Consider the following 16,913-nt stretch of genomic DNA (forward strand, 5'->3'; position numbering starts at 1 on the left):
AAACTGGAATCGTTTGTCCTGAAACGGATATACAGCCATTTTCACTCAAGGGTGAGAATTTTAAGCATATTTGTGCCTCCGGGTTTTCCTGAAGACGGACCCTGAGTGAAAACAACAATGTCTCCGCTTTTTACAAATCCCAGTTCTTTGGCTTTTTCAGTAGTCTCTTTTTCCCAGCTTTCAATTTTGTCATTTACAACAACAGGATAAACACCATAGGATAAAGAGAGGAAGCTACAGGTTTTCGGGACGCGGCTGAAAGCAAGTATCCAGGTCTCAGGCTTGAAGCGTGAAATCCTGCGGGGAGTTGCCCCGCTTCTGGTGGGGGTCAGTACGGCTGCAACTGGCAATTTTTGCAGGGCTTCATGTACCTGGAGGGTTATTACCTCGTCCACTGACATCTCTCTTGCCGTGATGCCTTTAATTATAGTATCAAGGCCCCATTTTGTCTTGGAACGCCAGTCTTCTGTAGTTTTTGCAATTTTCGCCATCATTTCAACGGCTTCCACAGGATAATTACCAACCGCGGTTTCTTCCGAAAGCATGACCGCATCCGTACCATCAAGGATTGCATTGGCAACATCGGTTGCCTCTGCGCGAGTAGGCCTTATATTGTCAGTCATTGAAGCCAGCATTTGAGTGGCTGTAATTACCGGAATTCCAAGAAGTTTTGCACTCTGGATAAGTTCCTTCTGAACTGAGGGAACTTCCTGGATAGGAATTTCGACCCCCAGGTCTCCTCTGGCAACCATGAGAGCATCGGTTTCTTTTAGAATTTCCTGGATATTCTCTACAGCCTGCCTGCGTTCGATTTTAGCAACAATATATACAGATTTTCCTCTGTCTGCAGCAAAACTCCGGACCTTACGAATATCTTCTGCACTTTCTATGAAGGAAATACTGAAAGTGTCAATCTCCTCACTCAAGGCAAAATCCAGAATCTTGAAGTCCTTTTCCGTTACAGGGTCAAGGAAAATCTTTGCCCCTGGCAGGTTCAGCCCTTTGTGAGAATAGAGCTGTCCTCCAATAAGAACCTCACAAATTACATCTTTTCCAGAGATTTCCAGGCAGCGAAGCTGGATAAATCCGTCACTCAGGTAAATAAGACTCCCTGGAACCACACTTTCCGGAAGCTGCTTGTAGCTTACAGGAATGCGTGTCTCATTTCCTGTAGTCTCGTCAACCGTAAGTGTCACAGAGTATCCTTTCTGGAGCATGATAGGCTCTTTTTCCAGTTTGCCTATACGGATCTTCGGGCCTGGCAGGTCGGCAAGGATCGCAACTGTCCTGTCAAGCTCTTCTGCAACCTTGCGGACTCTATGGATTACTTCACTATGGCTTTTGAAGCTCCCGTGGGAAAAGTTGATCCTTGCCACGTTCATGCCAGCAAGCACAAGTTCCCTGATCACTTCCTCGGAAGAGGAAGCCGGGCCTATGGTACAGACGATCTTTGTTTTATGATCCGGAATTTGCATATTTACACTGCCTTTAATGCCCAACCTTTTATCAATGCCGCCTTTTAATTTGTATTGGACTTTTGCAGGCTTTTCTGCAGCTTTGTTATTTGCCCTTATAGATCTTAAGGGCATCTTCAACGCTTGCGTCTTCAACCGTTATTGCATAGACAGCATTGCACATGCGGACAGCCTCATCAAGAGGCTTCTGGTGAATATTTCTTCCGGTTGCATTTCCCTGCGCTCCAGAAACATGAATCTGGTCATAGAGCTTTTTCAGGAAAGCTTCAGCTTCGTCGCTCGAACCACCTGCGCAAACTACTCTCGTACGCCCTGCGGCTCTAATAGCTTCCTTAAAGATCTCTGCAGACTTTGCCCCTTCTTTTTTCGGGTAATTGACCTTTACAAAGTCCGTACCAAGGCAAGCTCCGACTCCTGTTGCTCCTGCAATCAAATGCGGATCCTTTTCGTCTTTTACAGCTTCACCGCGTGGGTAAATCCAGAGCACGGACAACATGCCATGCTGGTGAGCATCGTAAATTACTTGAGCGGCCTGAACAAGCATTTCAGCTTCGAATTCGCTGCCAAGATAGATTGTATACCCTACGCCAAGGACATTGAGCCCGCTGTTTTCCTTAAACTCAACGACCTGGTCAACGTCATACCAGAGGTTGCTAAAAGGATCAGCCTGTGCGGTCTCAACAAGGTTGGTTTTGGAGTTTACCTTTACAAGATATGGCACATCTCTGTAATCCATGCCGTAACGGGAAATAAGCCCAAGCTGGGTTGCAAAAATTCCGATTTTCGCCTGGGATGCTATTCTGAAAAGGTGCTCAGGATCCGCATCGTCCTCAGGAACTCCTTCTCCGTAAAAATCATCATTTAGATGCTCTACCTTCTGGTCGCCTGCAAAAAGCATTAGCCTGCCGGTTCCCCGGGTCATTTCCATATAATTGTTCACGTACGTTTCACGCATTGCTTTTGGGACATCCAGAGGTACGATTACATCCTCTTTATTAATAGAAACCATATGTATAAACCTCAGTTTTATTGAATCGTAATTAGTTGGATGGTAGTAATACTGTTAAAGTGTATTTATGTATTATCTATAATTCTTCTTACTACCTTATCCCTTTCTGGAAATTTATAATTTTTTCCACTGAGTGTTGGCAGATCTATTAAGGAGTCAAATTTGTTAACATTTTCCTGAAACATCTGACTCGCTAGGTGATTTATAAAAGTGAATTTGACAATAAACTGTATATTCAGAAAATTTAAAAATTTAATTAATAGGCAGGTTAAGATAAGATGAACTCTAAAGCGAGTTAGATGATATAGACAAAAGGGAGTAGGCTAAGTAGAACCAAAAGCAGTAGAACCAAAAGCAGGGCCAGGCAAAATAAATTCTAAGAACTCCATATTCAAAAGATAAAAAGTAAAAATAACCAGAAAATAAAATAGTGAAGAGAATTAAAAATGTAAGAATTTTACGCCGCTTGCAGGGCTCGAACCTACGACATTCTGGTTAACAGCCAGACACTCTACCAACTGAGTTAAAGCGGCTTTCTGATAGGAGAGTATTATATTTTACCCTCGAACCTTCTTATACAAGAGATCCTTTGGATATAAAGTTTATGGGCCTGACCGGATTTGAACCGGTGACCGCTCGGTTATGAGCCGAGCGCTCTAACCTGACTGAGCTACAGGCCCCTATTGATTTTATGATGTTATTAGTAGCTTATAGTATGACTTTAATAATAAAGTTTTTGCATATGTTCCATCTATTCTGGGAAGAATAGTGTAAGAAATAAGAAATGCAAAAATCTTACGCCGCTTGCAGGGCTCGAACCTACGACATTCTGGTTAACAGCCAGACACTCTACCAACTGAGTTAAAGCGGCTTACGTTATCGGGTGTGCACGTTTTGCTCACCCTGTCACGAACATTCCTAAAGCGATGATATTATTTATATATTTCGCTTTGGGCGTTTCACAATTATTTATGCACTGAGAAATCTGATGACCTGGGTATCCGCTAACTCAGAATAGTATAGGCATGATCAGAACCTATTATCTTTCAGTTTATTTATTTGCATTATTTTCACTTTTTGGTTTTATGTTTTTACCCTTTTAATCTATTCTTTTAACTTACAACCATAAACAAATATCTTTATTTAATTCCTGTTCAATATATTATTTGATTAATATTATTCAAAGTGCTATTTAATAACCGACGCCTGTAAAATTGATGTCCGTTAATTGACATATGGCATAAGTTAACCGATAGAATAAGACTGAAACGCCTGGCTAATACCTGTCTAATACCTGCCTGAGTACCTATCAAAGTTGCGCTGGCGTACCCCGTTGCTTGCAGCGGGGTATGTTCGCGCCACCGCTCTAAATTCCTTTAAAGGAAATACTAACCCTAAACAATTAAGTTTGAGCAGAAGTTAGTAACCGAAAAATGGAATTGATAAATTATATTATCATCAACGGTTATCGGGGAAGTTTTCCATTCCCGCAGCAAGCTAGCGGGGTATTCGACTGAGATAAGGCCTGCCGCTGCTTTCGGATTTAATTTTATCTCCATAGTAAAATATCCCTTTAGGGGAGTACGATCTAACCAGAAGGCAGCCTTTTGCCCCTTGATCATATAAAAAATGATTCATTTTGAGCCAAAACTTATATCCTATCAGGAATAATATATTTGATAGCTTGTTGTAGTATTTTGCAGCGAGATCGGATAGGTCTGATTTTTAAGCAATACATCTATTTAGCTTAAAATGCCTTTATCTGAGGTCCTGTCCGGGGGAATTATGTGTGTCAGTTAAAGGTCAAAAACGTTTTTTAAATGTAACTTCAAGGTTAGGGTCAGTAGTTTTTCCGTACTGATGGATAATTCTTTCAGGTCCCTTGTGTACTCTGTCAGGATATCTTTTCGGTCTTCGGGCTTTTGACCGCCTGATCTTGCAGTTTAAAAATGGAAATCCAAGGGGGATTTGTTACGAAACGGCTAAAAATATGTCCAAAATGTCATGCTAGACTAAAAGTGAGCTCAGATGGAAAGATGGAGTACTGTAGTAATTGCAAGTACTGGACACAAGTAGGTACTGCAAGGCTTGATTCGATTATGATTTACGGATGAGGATCCTGCATGAGAAATGCAAGTGTTTCTATGTTTTGCAGCGTATGCCAGACAACATTGAAACGCCAAGTCCTGGGTTCTAATGTCTTCTACTACTGCCGGAACTGTGGAAGTGTGAGTTCGGAAGCATATTTATCAGGGGGGGCAAACGTCTCACACAACCAGAAACCGACATCCGTAGGCATGACATATTCTCCTTCAAACCTTATGAAGACGTCTGAACCGCTGTAATAGAGACCTGAACCGAAAAAAGGAGTCTAGTTTTAGAAAAGCTGGAAAAATTAGCTTCTTAAGAGCCTTAAAGGCTCTCGAATTCTCGTTTTTAATTTTTAGTAATTTTTAATTATTTTTGTTTAATATTATATGATTACACTTATTGTTTTTCGAAGAGTTTTTATACCTTTTATTTTCAGAAGAGGGATTATCGATCTTCCTTGATTGAAAATTCCATATCCTTTTTCAGCATTTCTTACTAGAAGAAACAATTACAAAATAGGAAGAAATTTGGGTTAAGAAAATTATTTAAGGAAATTAATTTCGGTAAAACCAATCCGAAAGCAGCTTTCTCAATGCCCTGCTTTGAGCAGTTTGCAAACGTTTTCCACTTCGAACCTGAAATCGTCCTGAGAGATTCCGTAAAGGCCTGCAAGATACATTGCACCACCAGCCCCTGCGCCCTCCTTGATCGTACCAGTCTCATACCTGTGAAGCCCTTTGAGTTCAGACTTTCCAAACCCAGGGTCTGCAACGTAGACTACAGGTACACCAAGGATTCTGGTAAGTTCGTTAAAGTTTGCGGATTTATCTTCCACAACATACCGGGTAGTGGCAATTGCCAGCTTTTCTGTATTGAAACCCAGGTGTTTTATCAGGGCATACACTGCCAACATCTGAGTCCCTCCAGCAAGTACAACACTAACATCAGTGCCCTGAAAACCTTCAACGAGACCTACAACAGCAGGCATCATCGGATCTCCCATACAGGCAATAGCTTTCATGGGATCATCTTTCAGGCAGCCAAAGGTCAAGCCTGAAGCTTTCAAGCCTTCTTCAATAACCTTTTTCTTCAGTTCAAGAGGATTTTCATCGGCACTGCTACTGACATTTCCGTTGTATCCCAGCGCCATTAAAACTCCCATTGCGGTTGTTGTGCCACCTGGAATGCTTTCTCCGATTACTACATGATCTACCTGGTTTCTGAGCCTCTTGGCCAGGAACTTTGCTCGCATGCAGACCCCCTGTACGTCACTGACTGCAATCGGTTCCCGGATATCTTCTCCGGGCTTTGCCTTGAGGTCGATGCACGGAACTTCCGGAGTTACAATAAGACCGGAATTAATAAAATTATAGGGAGCGTCCGTAAGTTTCAACGCCGAACGGGTCATAATTGCAGGAGTAGGAGTATCATAAGGAGGAGTCATGGGAAGAACGGGTACGCTGATAATATTTCCTGTTTCCATAAGTTCCGCATCTCCTGCAGGTGTATAGTCCGTAAGTTCAGCCGTTTTTCCTGCAGCTGAAAGCTTGGGAATATGTGCAGTTTTGGTATTGGAAAGCACGCATAAAAACATCGGTCTTCTGGGTTTTCTGGTTACTTCCGGTTCGATCCAGACCATATCGTATCTCCTTCATTCAAGCGTTGCTTGACCACGCTTTTTCACTTAAGCCTTTTTTGAAAAGGTTCGCGGAAACCGTTGTGCCGGTTTATCACGCCGGCCACGCCGTTGCTGAGGTTTTCGATCAAACCTTTTCTCAAAAGGTTTGCGGGCAAGCATTTTTGAAAAATGTTGATTCTTTCTGAAATCCAATGAGAATTCTTCAACTTACTATTTAATATTTATCCATAAGCAAATATAATTTAATATTGCTCAAATTAAGTTTACTTTATTTTTCGTTATTTTCAGACTCAGACACTTGATCAGGATAGAGTTTTTATTAAAAATCAATTGAGTAAGTTTTTGTATATAACTAATTCCTGATAGCTTTGTTTTCAGGTTCAGACTCAGGCTTTAAAGACTGCATATAAACTGCATAGAACAAAAATAAAAAAACGAAAGCCTGAACAAGTAATAATCGGCTTTCCAGTTTGTGCCAGAGTAGCTTTCTTGTTTTAATATGTTCTTGCCACATACACACGGGTTTCGGCTTCTTCCCCGCATATAGGGCATTTTTCTTTTCGATCTCTTTCTTGTTCCAGAGGAATTCCAAGGATTCCTGCGCCTATTACATCTTCCATAGCAAGTCCGCATTCTCTCTTTCCGCACCAGGGGATTGTTGCAACTCCGTCCTGGATTTTTTCTTTTACTTCTTCAAGTTCACTACAGTCAAATATGCGGTTTTCAAGTTCGCTTTTTGCTTTTTGATACAGGCTCTCATGGATCGCCTCAAACTTTGAGCTCACGCCAGCTTCTATCTCAGGGAGCGAAACCTGTTCTTTTTCTCCGGTATCTCTCCTGACAGCTACAGCGACATTATTCAGAAGGTCTCTGGGCCCGATTTCAAGCCTAAGGGGTACGCCTTTCATTTCCCATTTGTAATACTTTGCTCCGGGACGAAGATCACTTGCATCGATTTCAACTCTGACCCCAGCTTTAGTCAGGCGTTCCTTGACATCCTGGCAGGCTGCAAGTACCTCTTCAGCTCCTTTCTTGAAGATAATCGGGATAATTACAACCTGTACAGGCGCGATCTCTGGGGGCAAAACCAGCCCTTTGTCGTCTCCGTGGATGGAAATCGTAGCTGCGATCGACCTCTCGGAAATCCCGTAACAGGTCTGATAGGCATAACGCTGCTCTCCATCAGGAGCTTCGTATTTAATGTCAAAGGTCTTTGCAAAGTTATCCCCCAAATGATGAACTGTACCAATCTGAAGGGTCTTTCCGTCAGGCATAATTGCATCAAGAGCATCGGTATAATCTGCGCCCGGGAATTTATCCCAATCAGGTCTCCTTGAGCGGAGCACAGGGACTGCAAGCCTGCGGTATATTTCAATATAGAGCCTGATAGCTTCCTTAACCTGAGCTTCTGCATCTTCCCAGGTAGCATGGACTGTATGGGCCTCTTTAAAGGAAGTAATCTCTCTAAGCCTTATCAAGGGACGGGTATGTTTTGTTTCATAGCGGAAAGTATTGACTATTTGATAAATTTTAACAGGTAAATCAGCATGGGACCTAACCCACATTTTGTACATCGGGTAAATGGCAGTCTCACTTGTTGGACGAAGGGCCAGAGGGATATCAAGCGGATCTCTTCCGCCATGGGTTACCCAGTACACCTCGTCTTCAAAGCCTTTAATATGCTCGGCTTCTTTCATGAACTCGTTTTCGGGAATAAGAAGAGGGAAGAGAGCTTCTTGGTGCCCGCTGTTGTCAAGGATCTCTCTTATAATAGTATAGGTATTTCTCCGGATTGCAAAGCCGAAGGGGTACCAGACGTATAATCCTTTTACAGGATAGCGGACGTCCATTATTTCGGCCATCCACAGGAGTTCGTTATACCATTCGCTGAATTCCTCTTTTGGGGGGAGTGCTGCTTCTTTTTCGCTTTCTGCCATACCTTCACCGTATTATAGCAATCTGAAATAACTTTTAAATTCTGAAATCAATTAAATAAACTTTCAAAGTTATCAAATGGATTCATAAGCTAACTAAATAAATAGTTAAATTGATCAAATAAAGGTCAAATTAATCAATAAATTTTTGAATTTACTAAATAAATTAATAAGTTGACCTAATATTGAGAAACACAAGTGAATTCTATCCTTATGCCTCAGCTCCGATCAGGATTTCTTGAGTTAAATATACAGTTCTTTTGGGCAATTTAAAGGGCTTGCTTCAGCAGAGACATAATAATCCTTGCAGCATGCTTTTTTTCCGGAAATTCTATATAAATATCTTCCGAGCAGTCACATTTTGAGGAGGCGACATTTTGAGAGATGGAACATTGAGAATGCAGCATCCTGACGTGAAATTGCCTTCATAGCCCGCAATATGCCTGCCTTTATGGAATAGAAGTTAATAACTATATTGGAAGTATGCCCCCGGAACTTGTCAGGCTGTGAAAAACCGGAAAAAAGAATTAATCTCCGAGGGGCTGAACATTGTCTGAGACATCGTGTACGAGCTTGGATTTGTCAACATCGAAAACGATCATGCCAGTATTTAGCTTTTCGGCTTCTTCTTCGGAGAGTCTGGTAGCTTTTGCCTTCTTTGAAATGATCGCGCTATTTCCAAGCGGATCTTCGACTATGACTGTGATTTTTCTCTTTCCCTGGATAACTTCTTCGATCATGCACAGGAGTTCTTCACTGCGAGAGGATTTCTCTTCGTCTCCCTGCACCCACCTGCTCGCGGTCGCAAGGACATCCCGGACCCGGTGCAGTACACCTTCGATATTTGTTACATATGACTCCGAAACCGATCCAGGCTCGATTGTAACTCCCATTTCCGGGATGCGGATTGTTCCTGAGGTTGAACGGATGACCCTTGCATCCAGATCTTCACTGGTTTCAACTGGCATCTCATAGCGCATGGGCTCCTTACTCGAGAGAATCATGGTATCTGCAAAACGGAAACTGCACTGGCATCTTGCACTGATATGCATGATCTCCCCGAAATAGGGAATGTTATCTCTCTGCCAGTTCATCACCAGATCTGCCTGGCACAGAGGGCAGCAGATTTTTGTTTCAAACCTTTCCTGTTTTAAGAAATCCGGATTCAATATTTTCCACCAGTAATCTTGGATCTGTCGATTTTAATGCCTGTAGGGGTTACAATTACAGTATTCCCTTTGACTCCTGCGATATCCCCATGGACATCGATAATAACGTCTTTTAACTCTTTTAAGACCCTATCTCTGAGCAGGTCATCGCCCCTGATGTTTGAAATATCTACCATCAGGATATTTCCGTTATAAATTTCCTGCTTAAGCTGGGATACCTGGTTAATACTCGAGACTTCTGCGATCTTTACATAAGTTTCTGCAGGCTCGTCCTCGAGAACTTCTTCATATTTGCTGAGATCAATTTCAGTGTAATCTTCAGGACTGGTTGAACTTTTTACATTACTGCCAAGGAGCTTGTCGATGAGTTTTGCCATTTATGCGCACCTATTATATTTTTTAAAAATTAGAATCGCACTGTCCTATATTGAAATCTATATTAATTAATTTTGCTATTATAAAGCTGATCCTGATTTTCGTTCGATTTCAGGGAGTTTACGTTCCCTGCCCGCATGTTTTGTTTAATGGAAATATATTTTATAGGGATTTTCAGAATTCCGTGTTCCAGAGTTTGTCTCCTACATGAGTTATAGACTTTATGGCTTTACCTGAAGTAGCTTCGACCATTTCCGAACCTTCCATAAGAGCTTTTCCAATTGCAAGAGGTTTTTGATGAGTCTCTTCCGCTATGATTACGAGGTCTCCTTCTTTTATTTCGGGATCAACCGCCACAACTCCAGGAGCCATTATATCCGCACCGTTTGAAACAAAACGGATAGCTCCTTTATCCACGGTTACAACACGCTTTTGAAGTTTCATCTCAAGAGCTCCGCGAACGGTAGGAAAAAGATGTCCTTCTATTTCAAAAAGCAAAGGCTTGCCGTCCACCAGAATAATGGAGTATTCCTCAAGGGTAATTTTTTCCAGGGTTTTGTCTTCCAGCTCTGACATCTCTTCGCCGAAAGTGGATACAAGTTCTTTCAACATTTTGTTCTTGGCATTCTTCCTTAGCTGAACTCTTGACTTTACTTTCAATCAATCACCGGATTTTAAATGTTATATTTATTTATAGCATAGGGTTTTTGTGCCTTTTAAAACTTATGTGGATCTCTTGGGTTCCCTAAATCAGATTACTGCCATATTTTCGCATTTATACCCAGATAGTTTGCTCAGGAACTTCCTCAGGTATTTTTACTCAAGTTTTACAAAGAACCCTGAAAGCAGCGCAATGGCACTTCCGAAAAATACGGTCTCGTAACCCAGGGGCCCCAAGAAAAAGCTCCCAAGCACCGGACCCATCCCGAGCCCTGCGTAAATTCCGGTATTAAAAAGCCCCATTGCAAAGCCGCTTGAGCTGATTCTAGAAACGGCCGTAATCAGTCCTACGACTGCGATTCCTCCTCCTGCTCCTATCAGGAAAAAAGCCAGTAAAGGCAGTTTCACCGAAAGAAAGACACCTGCGGCTGCAAGGATTATTCCTGTCCTTACTATATTTTTATAATTGACATCTGCCCTGCCTGCAATCAGGGAACTCAGCATTGCAGCCAGATAAGACGCTGAAATTGCCAGCCCAAGTTCGGGTTTTGTCAGAAAGCCAGCACTGTAATCCGCATAGTTCGCATTTAGTAGGCCTGTGGTCCCATAAAGAAGTACCGAAATTCCCCAGATCTTTCCGAAATTGGTTTGAAACAAAATTTTCCTGGCCTGTTCCAGGTAATTTTTTAATTCGGGAAGTAAATAGGTATTCTGCTGACTTGTTATAAGATTTTTACTTTCTGAATGCTTAAACTTTTTCCCGTTTCTGTTCGGAGAAAGCAGTTTTCCGGCTTTTGAGAGAAGGAGAAGGCAGGAAAGCCCTGCAAGGAAAGTAAAGCTGGCTATTGCGGTTTTAATTCCAAATCCTGCAAGCACCCCTGAGAAGAAAACGCCTGCCGCCAGCCCGCCGTTTAGCAAGAAGTTAAATTCCCCAAGGCTTTGCTGGCTGTCTTCCCATTCTGCAAGTATGGAAAAAGCTGCAGGAAAAAAAGCCCCGCAGCCTACTCCTTCTAAGAACCTGAAAATTCCAAGAATCAATGGGATGTCCGAAAATGTAATAACAAAACCCGATAAAGCAGTAAGAAGCATTCCAAATCTAATCACCTTCAGATTCCCGACTCTGTCTGCGAGAATACCGAGGGGCACAAGAGCAAACAGGGCTCCCATAAAATATCCGGAAAACAGAAGGCTGGAAACTGCAACACCTCCGCTATTTCCTCCAGCAAGTTCTGGAAGAACAGGTATTACTGCGTTTGAGAGCCCCTGTAGAGCAAAAACTGAAGAATAAAGTGTTAGTTTTTTGAGGTTCATAGGCTTTTCGATATTATGTGCTCAACCCTATGCTGACTTTCTATTCAGTGCTTATTTTTCCCTGGTTTCTAGAACCATTTAAACTTCTAAAAACTACTTTTTATTTCAAGGACTGCTACCATTTATAAACCTACTTTTATTTCAAGGACTACTATTTCTAAAAACTGCTTTTATTTCAAGGACTGCTACTATTTCTAAAAGTACTCTTATTTCTAAAAATTCTTCCTGAATATCAGGAAATTCAGTGGAATAAATATCTTGCGCAATATCCTCTGCTATTCTATCAAAGGAAACTTATTGAAATACCGGGTTAAAAACCCCTATAAGAATCTTTAATTTTTCAATATAAGAGCAACTGCAAGGATACACCCGTTTACTATAAACAGTTTTTCAAAACTCATAAATTCTGCAAAAAGCCCTGCAATAATCGGGGCAAGAGAAAGCCCTGCATAGATAGTCGTGTTGAAAAGCCCCATTGCAAGACCTCTGTCAGCATTCATTTTGGCAACAGCGAGGGCAAAACCTACAGTTGCGACTCCGGACCCTCCACCAAGGCTTGAGAATCCCAGCAAGGGATATTTTATTGCAGAAAGAACACCCAGGGCCGAAAACCCCAGTCCAATTCGAATTAAGTTTTTTTCCTTTACTTTGAAATGCCCTCCAAGCAGAGAGGTAATCATTGCACAGACATAAAGGCTAGAAATCGAGATCCCAAGCTGAGCTTTTGTAATAGTACCCAGACTGTAGTCAGGATAGTAGGCTACAAGCACCCCGATGGCTCCGTTAAGCAGGAAAGAGCTGAGCCAGAGCCCAAAATTGCTACGGCTCAGGAGCTCCTTAATTTCTCTGTAAGGCTTTCTAAAAAAGTAGGAGCCTTTCAATACACCTGTTTTTTCTGAGCTCTCAGGATAAGCCAGTCCTCCACACCTGGAAAACAGATACGTGGTCAAAAGGAAAGTAAGGACCGTAAAGACCAGGATTGCTCCTTTCAGGTAGGTGTCTGCCAGCAACCCTGAGAGAAGAGCTCCGGTCGCCAGGCCAGCATTGAAAAGAAAAGTAAGTTCTCCTAGATAGCGCCCTGGATTGCTGAGCTTGGATAATATGGCAAAGGCAGCCGGGAAAAAGGCTCCACAGGCAGAACCTTCTATAAACCTTGCAATCAAAAGAATCCAGAGGTTTTCGGAAAATAGAATTATTAACCCTGAAATCACTGTAAGAATGATACCCAGTGCTATGAACTTAAAATTGCCGAACCTGTCCGCAAGAATCCCAAATGGGAGCATTGTTCCCAGGGCTCCGAGGAAGTAGGCGGAAAACAGCAGGCTTAAGGCGAATCCTCCAGAGGAATTAGTACTCAGGTTCGCAAGCTCCGGAAGGATAGGGATAACAGCATTAGAGAGCCCCATTATAGTAAAAGCTGCTATGTAAATCAAAAGCCTGTGAAGGTTCATAGCACTAAAAACCCTTAACCAAGTATATAGTTTCTTGTCCGTAGTTTCCTGTCAGCAGCAGCTTTTGAAATCCGCCTTCAAGAAGCCAAAATGCCTGGAGCCAATTTATCAAGGTTCCTTCAGCCCTTCGCAGGATTTATATCCATTGTACAGTTGTAACACGTAGAAAAAGATCAAATATGGATGCTAAGCCCTAGTGGACAATAGAACATGACATATATATTATAATAAAAGAGATAAAATGCATAGCTATTTATATAATTAGTTTGAATAGGGGTAATGTGAGTAATGTGAGCGGGAAACTTTTTTCACATACCATACCCCCCACTCCCCATATGACCCCCCACTCCCCAACCCGCTCACACTACTTCTACTTATCAATCTGGTAGATATCAATCGAATTTTTTTTGTAATTTTTTAGCTTTTCAGCACACTGCTTCTTTAGAATTTCAGTTATATTTCCTTAGAATTTCAGTTATATTTCCTTAGAATTTCAATTCTGTGTTTGGAATTTCAATTTAATTTCTTTAGCCTTTCAACCCTCCCAGTTCTTTTTTGCCTCACTGTTGATATGAAAGAAAAATAAGAAAAACTTCTCTAGAAACCTATCTTTACTGAAACGTATTTTCATTGAAACGCATTTATCCAACTGTTGAGGCTTTATGAGCTTTGCTTTATGAGCTTTATATCATCTTCCTGATCTCCGGAAAATAAAATGTTCTGAATGAATTAGATTTATCGGAGGTATAAGATTTTGGTCGTCCATCATTACATGGTTGACGTTCTGAGGATTCAGTTCCCAGCGCTGCGAATGCTTGCGTTTTCATGCATCGGAGCAGGTTTTCTATAACCTCCACGGAAGCACGGAGGAAAAGATGGAGACGGTATTAAGGGCTTTTTGGAAATAACATCAACCAATCAATAGAGGACGACTAAGATTTTAGGAAAACGAAATCAAAATAAGGACTCAATGAAATTTTATTTCAGGATTAAACTGTAAACATCATAAGGAGTAACTAAAAGTACTCTCCCGGAAATTGAATTTATCGTATTGCAAAAAAAGTTTGAAAATAAGATTACTATTTCATGAAATCACTATGCAGGAGAAGCCTCACAACATCTGATGTTGTAAGGCTTGATCCGACATTCCTGGTTAGCAGCTAATGGTTCCTTTTTACTCTTTTGTCGGAATTCTCATTTTGTAGAATGAACGCCAGACAAAGACCAAACCAATCAAAAGAAATATTGCACCTGCATAGGGAGCCATGTTTCGGAATGATTCGGAAATCGCGATTTCCATGGCTAACAGGCCAAACAGCGTGGTGAACTTGATGATTGGGTTCAGGGCAACTGAAGAGGTATCTTTAAAAGGATCGCCTACAGTATCGCCTACCACAGTGGCTTCATGTAAATCGGTGCCTTTCTCCTGAAGGTCTACTTCCACTACTTTTTTGGAATTGTCCCAGCACCCACCGGCATTTGCCATAAATACGGCCTGGAACAGTCCGAATACTGCAATGGAAATCAGATAGGAGACAAAAAGCGCTACTGAGTCTTTCCCAGCTATTGGAGCAGAGAGACAGGAAAATGCCAGGGTAAAGGAAAATATGGCGATAAATATATTGAACATGCCCTGTTGTGCATACTGGGTGCATATCTTTACCACTTCTTTTGATTTCTCCGTGGATGCCTTCTGGCTGGCGTTTTCATCCAGCTGGATGTTTTCCTTGATGTATTCAACCGCCCTGTAGGCTCCGGTAGTTACGGCCTGGATTGATGCCCCGGTAAACCAGTAAATTACACAGCCGCCTGCTAATAATCCGAAGATAGTATAGGGATTGAGCAGGGTCAGGATTTCTTCAGGTTGTACTCCAAGAACATTTTTAATAACAAGAATCAAGGAGAAGATCATCGTTGTGGCGCCAACCACAGCTGTGCCTATTAAGACCGGTTTGGCTGTGGCCTTAAAGGTATTTCCTGCTCCATCGTTGGCTTCAAGATAATGTTTGGCTTTATCGAAATCCGGTTTGAAGTCAAATTCTCTCTGGATCTGCTCCTTTATTTTGGGAATCGTTTCTATAAGCGACAGCTCGTAAATGGATTGAGCATTATCTGTTACCGGTCCATAACTGTCAACTGCTATGGTAACAGGACCCATACCCAGCATTCCAAAGGCCACCAGGCCGAATGCAAATATGGAGGGATAAATCATTATCTCACTCAAGCCAAACCCGCTGGCATAATAGGCAGCGAACATCAGCAATAAGAATACCATGCCAATCCAGAACGCGCTGAAGTTACCTGCAACCAGTCCAGATAGAATATTGAGAGATGGACCGCCTTCTCGAGAAGCTTTAACAACTTCAGCTACATGGAGTGAGTTGGGGCTGGTAAAGACTTTGGTAACTTCGGGAATTAAAGCTGCTCCCAGAGTACCGCAGCTTATTATTATTGAGAGTACCAGCCAGAGATTATGCAACTCGGCAGACATTCCGGAACTCGGTCCCAGTATGTAATAGCTTACGGCAAAGGTTCCAATTATGGAAAAAATAGAGGTAATCCACACCAGACTGGTCAGAGGCTGTTCAAAATCAAAATCATCTTTGCCGCTGAATCTTGCCTGGCTGAGTGCTCTATTGATGTAGAAAGAGGCTACGGAGGTAATAATCATGAGTATACGCATGACAAAGATCCAGGTAAGCAGGATGCCGGTTAGGTCGGGCTGTACAGCCAGAACTATGAAGGAAACGAGAGCAACTCCGGTTACACCATAAGTTTCGAATCCGTCTGCAGTTGGTCCTACGCTATCACCTGCATTATCTCCAGTACAGTCGGCAATAACCCCAGGATTACGCGGGTCATCTTCCTTTATTCCGAAAACGATTTTCATTAGGTCGGAGCCTATATCGGCGATCTTGGTAAAGATCCCGCCTGCAATACGTAAGGCGCTGGCTCCCAGAGATTCTCCGACTGCAAAGCCTATAAAGCTTGCTCCGGCCAAATCTCTAGGAACAAACAGCAGTATAATTAACATCATTATCAGTTCAACGCAGACCAGAAGCACGCCTATGCTCATCCCTGCATCGAGAGCGATATTTAATAGCTTAAGGGGTTTTTTCTCCAGGGAAACAAATGCGGTTCTGCTGTTAGCCAGGGTATTCATACGAATACCGTACCAAGCAACCGTGTAAGAACCCAGTATCCCTAAAATGGTCCAGGCCAGGATAAGTAATACTCCGCTTAGAGGCATTTTCTGAAGGAAGCCAAAGTAAAAGGCTATACATAAACCGATGAAAACAAATAATATACACAGCAGTTTACCCTGCTGGATAAGATAAGTTTTACAGGTCTCATAAATTGTGTCGGCCACATCCAGCATGGACTGATGGGCCCTGATTTTTTTCACCTTCATAAACTGGTAAAGACCAAACAGCATACCTAATACACAGACTACGATACCCCAGAGCAGCAAATTGTTTTGCTCCTGGCTTAAATTCGGAATTTTAAGATTCGCCTCACTGGCAGCTGCTATTGCCGGTGTTAGCGACATTATGGTCAGGCAAAAAAGGCTTTCTAGTGTTGCCTTGACCACCTTATTTTTGGTTATAATTTCCATTTAGCCGATCACTTCTCTCATCACATTTTTTGACAGATAAATTAGTTAAAGATTAATTTCAACGAAAGTGTAAGCGATTATCTTTATGGTTTTGTGCAGTTTGCGGAAGTTAGGTCTTTTAAGTAGCGTCGAACCTATATAATTGCCCTTCCCCAGTAAACCTCAAAATCCAAACTATTTCTA

At 42.0% G+C, this 16,913-nt stretch carries 11 protein-coding genes and 3 tRNA genes; 1 reads left to right on the forward strand and 13 read right to left on the reverse strand.

What is annotated here, in order from left to right; genetic code table 11:
- Positions 1–41 precede the first annotated feature (41 nt).
- The 5 genes from pyk to BP621_RS13665 all read right to left on the reverse strand — a co-directional run bounded on the left by pyk (position 42) and on the right by BP621_RS13665 (position 3,355).
- Positions 42–1,475, reverse strand: a complete 1,434-nt coding sequence (gene pyk / locus BP621_RS13645; protein ID WP_292391062.1) for a pyruvate kinase — start codon at positions 1,473–1,475, stop codon at positions 42–44.
- Between the two features lie 85 nt (positions 1,476–1,560).
- Positions 1,561–2,484, reverse strand: a complete 924-nt coding sequence (locus BP621_RS13650; RefSeq protein ID WP_292390912.1) for an aldolase — start codon at positions 2,482–2,484, stop codon at positions 1,561–1,563.
- Between the two features lie 460 nt (positions 2,485–2,944).
- A tRNA-Asn gene (locus tag BP621_RS13655) sits at positions 2,945–3,017 on the reverse strand.
- 72 nt (positions 3,018–3,089) lie between these two features.
- Positions 3,090–3,164, reverse strand: a tRNA-Ile gene (locus BP621_RS13660).
- A 118-nt stretch (positions 3,165–3,282) separates the two neighbouring features.
- Positions 3,283–3,355 (reverse strand) — tRNA-Asn (locus tag BP621_RS13665).
- A gap of 1,252 nt (positions 3,356–4,607) precedes the next feature.
- Between BP621_RS13665 and BP621_RS13670 the strand changes: the two genes are divergently transcribed.
- The gene (locus BP621_RS13670) at positions 4,608–4,829 is read left to right on the forward strand and encodes a hypothetical protein (RefSeq protein ID WP_292390914.1); all 222 of its coding nucleotides are present in this window, start codon (positions 4,608–4,610) and stop codon (positions 4,827–4,829) included.
- A 335-nt stretch (positions 4,830–5,164) separates the two neighbouring features.
- On the opposite strand, the gene cobT is transcribed toward BP621_RS13670, so the two are convergent.
- The 8 genes from cobT to BP621_RS13710 form a co-directional block, all read right to left on the reverse strand.
- A complete protein-coding gene (gene cobT, locus BP621_RS13675; protein ID WP_292390916.1) occupies positions 5,165–6,214 on the reverse strand; it encodes a nicotinate mononucleotide-dependent phosphoribosyltransferase CobT in 1,050 nt (349 codons plus the stop codon).
- A gap of 494 nt (positions 6,215–6,708) precedes the next feature.
- Positions 6,709–8,151 (reverse strand): proline--tRNA ligase, encoded by a 1,443-nt coding sequence (proS, locus tag BP621_RS13680; RefSeq protein ID WP_292390918.1) that lies wholly within the window; start codon positions 8,149–8,151, stop codon positions 6,709–6,711.
- A 524-nt stretch (positions 8,152–8,675) separates the two neighbouring features.
- Complete coding sequence (locus tag BP621_RS13685; RefSeq protein WP_292390920.1) at positions 8,676–9,317, reverse strand: ZPR1 zinc finger domain-containing protein; 642 nt, start codon at positions 9,315–9,317, stop codon at positions 8,676–8,678.
- On the reverse strand, positions 9,314–9,694 hold the full coding sequence (locus tag BP621_RS13690; RefSeq protein ID WP_292390922.1) for a cell division protein SepF: 381 nt from the start codon (positions 9,692–9,694) through the stop codon (positions 9,314–9,316). The genes BP621_RS13685 and BP621_RS13690 overlap by 4 nt, the downstream gene beginning before the upstream one ends.
- Positions 9,695–9,866: 172 nt before the next feature.
- On the reverse strand, positions 9,867–10,352 hold the full coding sequence (locus BP621_RS13695) for an RNA-binding protein (RefSeq protein WP_292390924.1): 486 nt from the start codon (positions 10,350–10,352) through the stop codon (positions 9,867–9,869).
- A gap of 156 nt (positions 10,353–10,508) precedes the next feature.
- Complete coding sequence (locus BP621_RS13700; protein WP_292390927.1) at positions 10,509–11,663, reverse strand: MFS transporter; 1,155 nt, start codon at positions 11,661–11,663, stop codon at positions 10,509–10,511.
- 332 nt (positions 11,664–11,995) lie between these two features.
- A complete protein-coding gene (locus tag BP621_RS13705; RefSeq protein ID WP_292390929.1) occupies positions 11,996–13,114 on the reverse strand; it encodes an MFS transporter in 1,119 nt (372 codons plus the stop codon).
- A 1,174-nt stretch (positions 13,115–14,288) separates the two neighbouring features.
- On the reverse strand, positions 14,289–16,730 hold the full coding sequence (locus tag BP621_RS13710) for a sodium-translocating pyrophosphatase (protein WP_292390932.1): 2,442 nt from the start codon (positions 16,728–16,730) through the stop codon (positions 14,289–14,291).
- Positions 16,731–16,913 lie beyond the last annotated feature (183 nt).

The organism is Methanosarcina sp. UBA5 (assembly GCF_002505485.1).
Taxonomy (GTDB): domain Archaea; phylum Halobacteriota; class Methanosarcinia; order Methanosarcinales; family Methanosarcinaceae; genus Methanosarcina.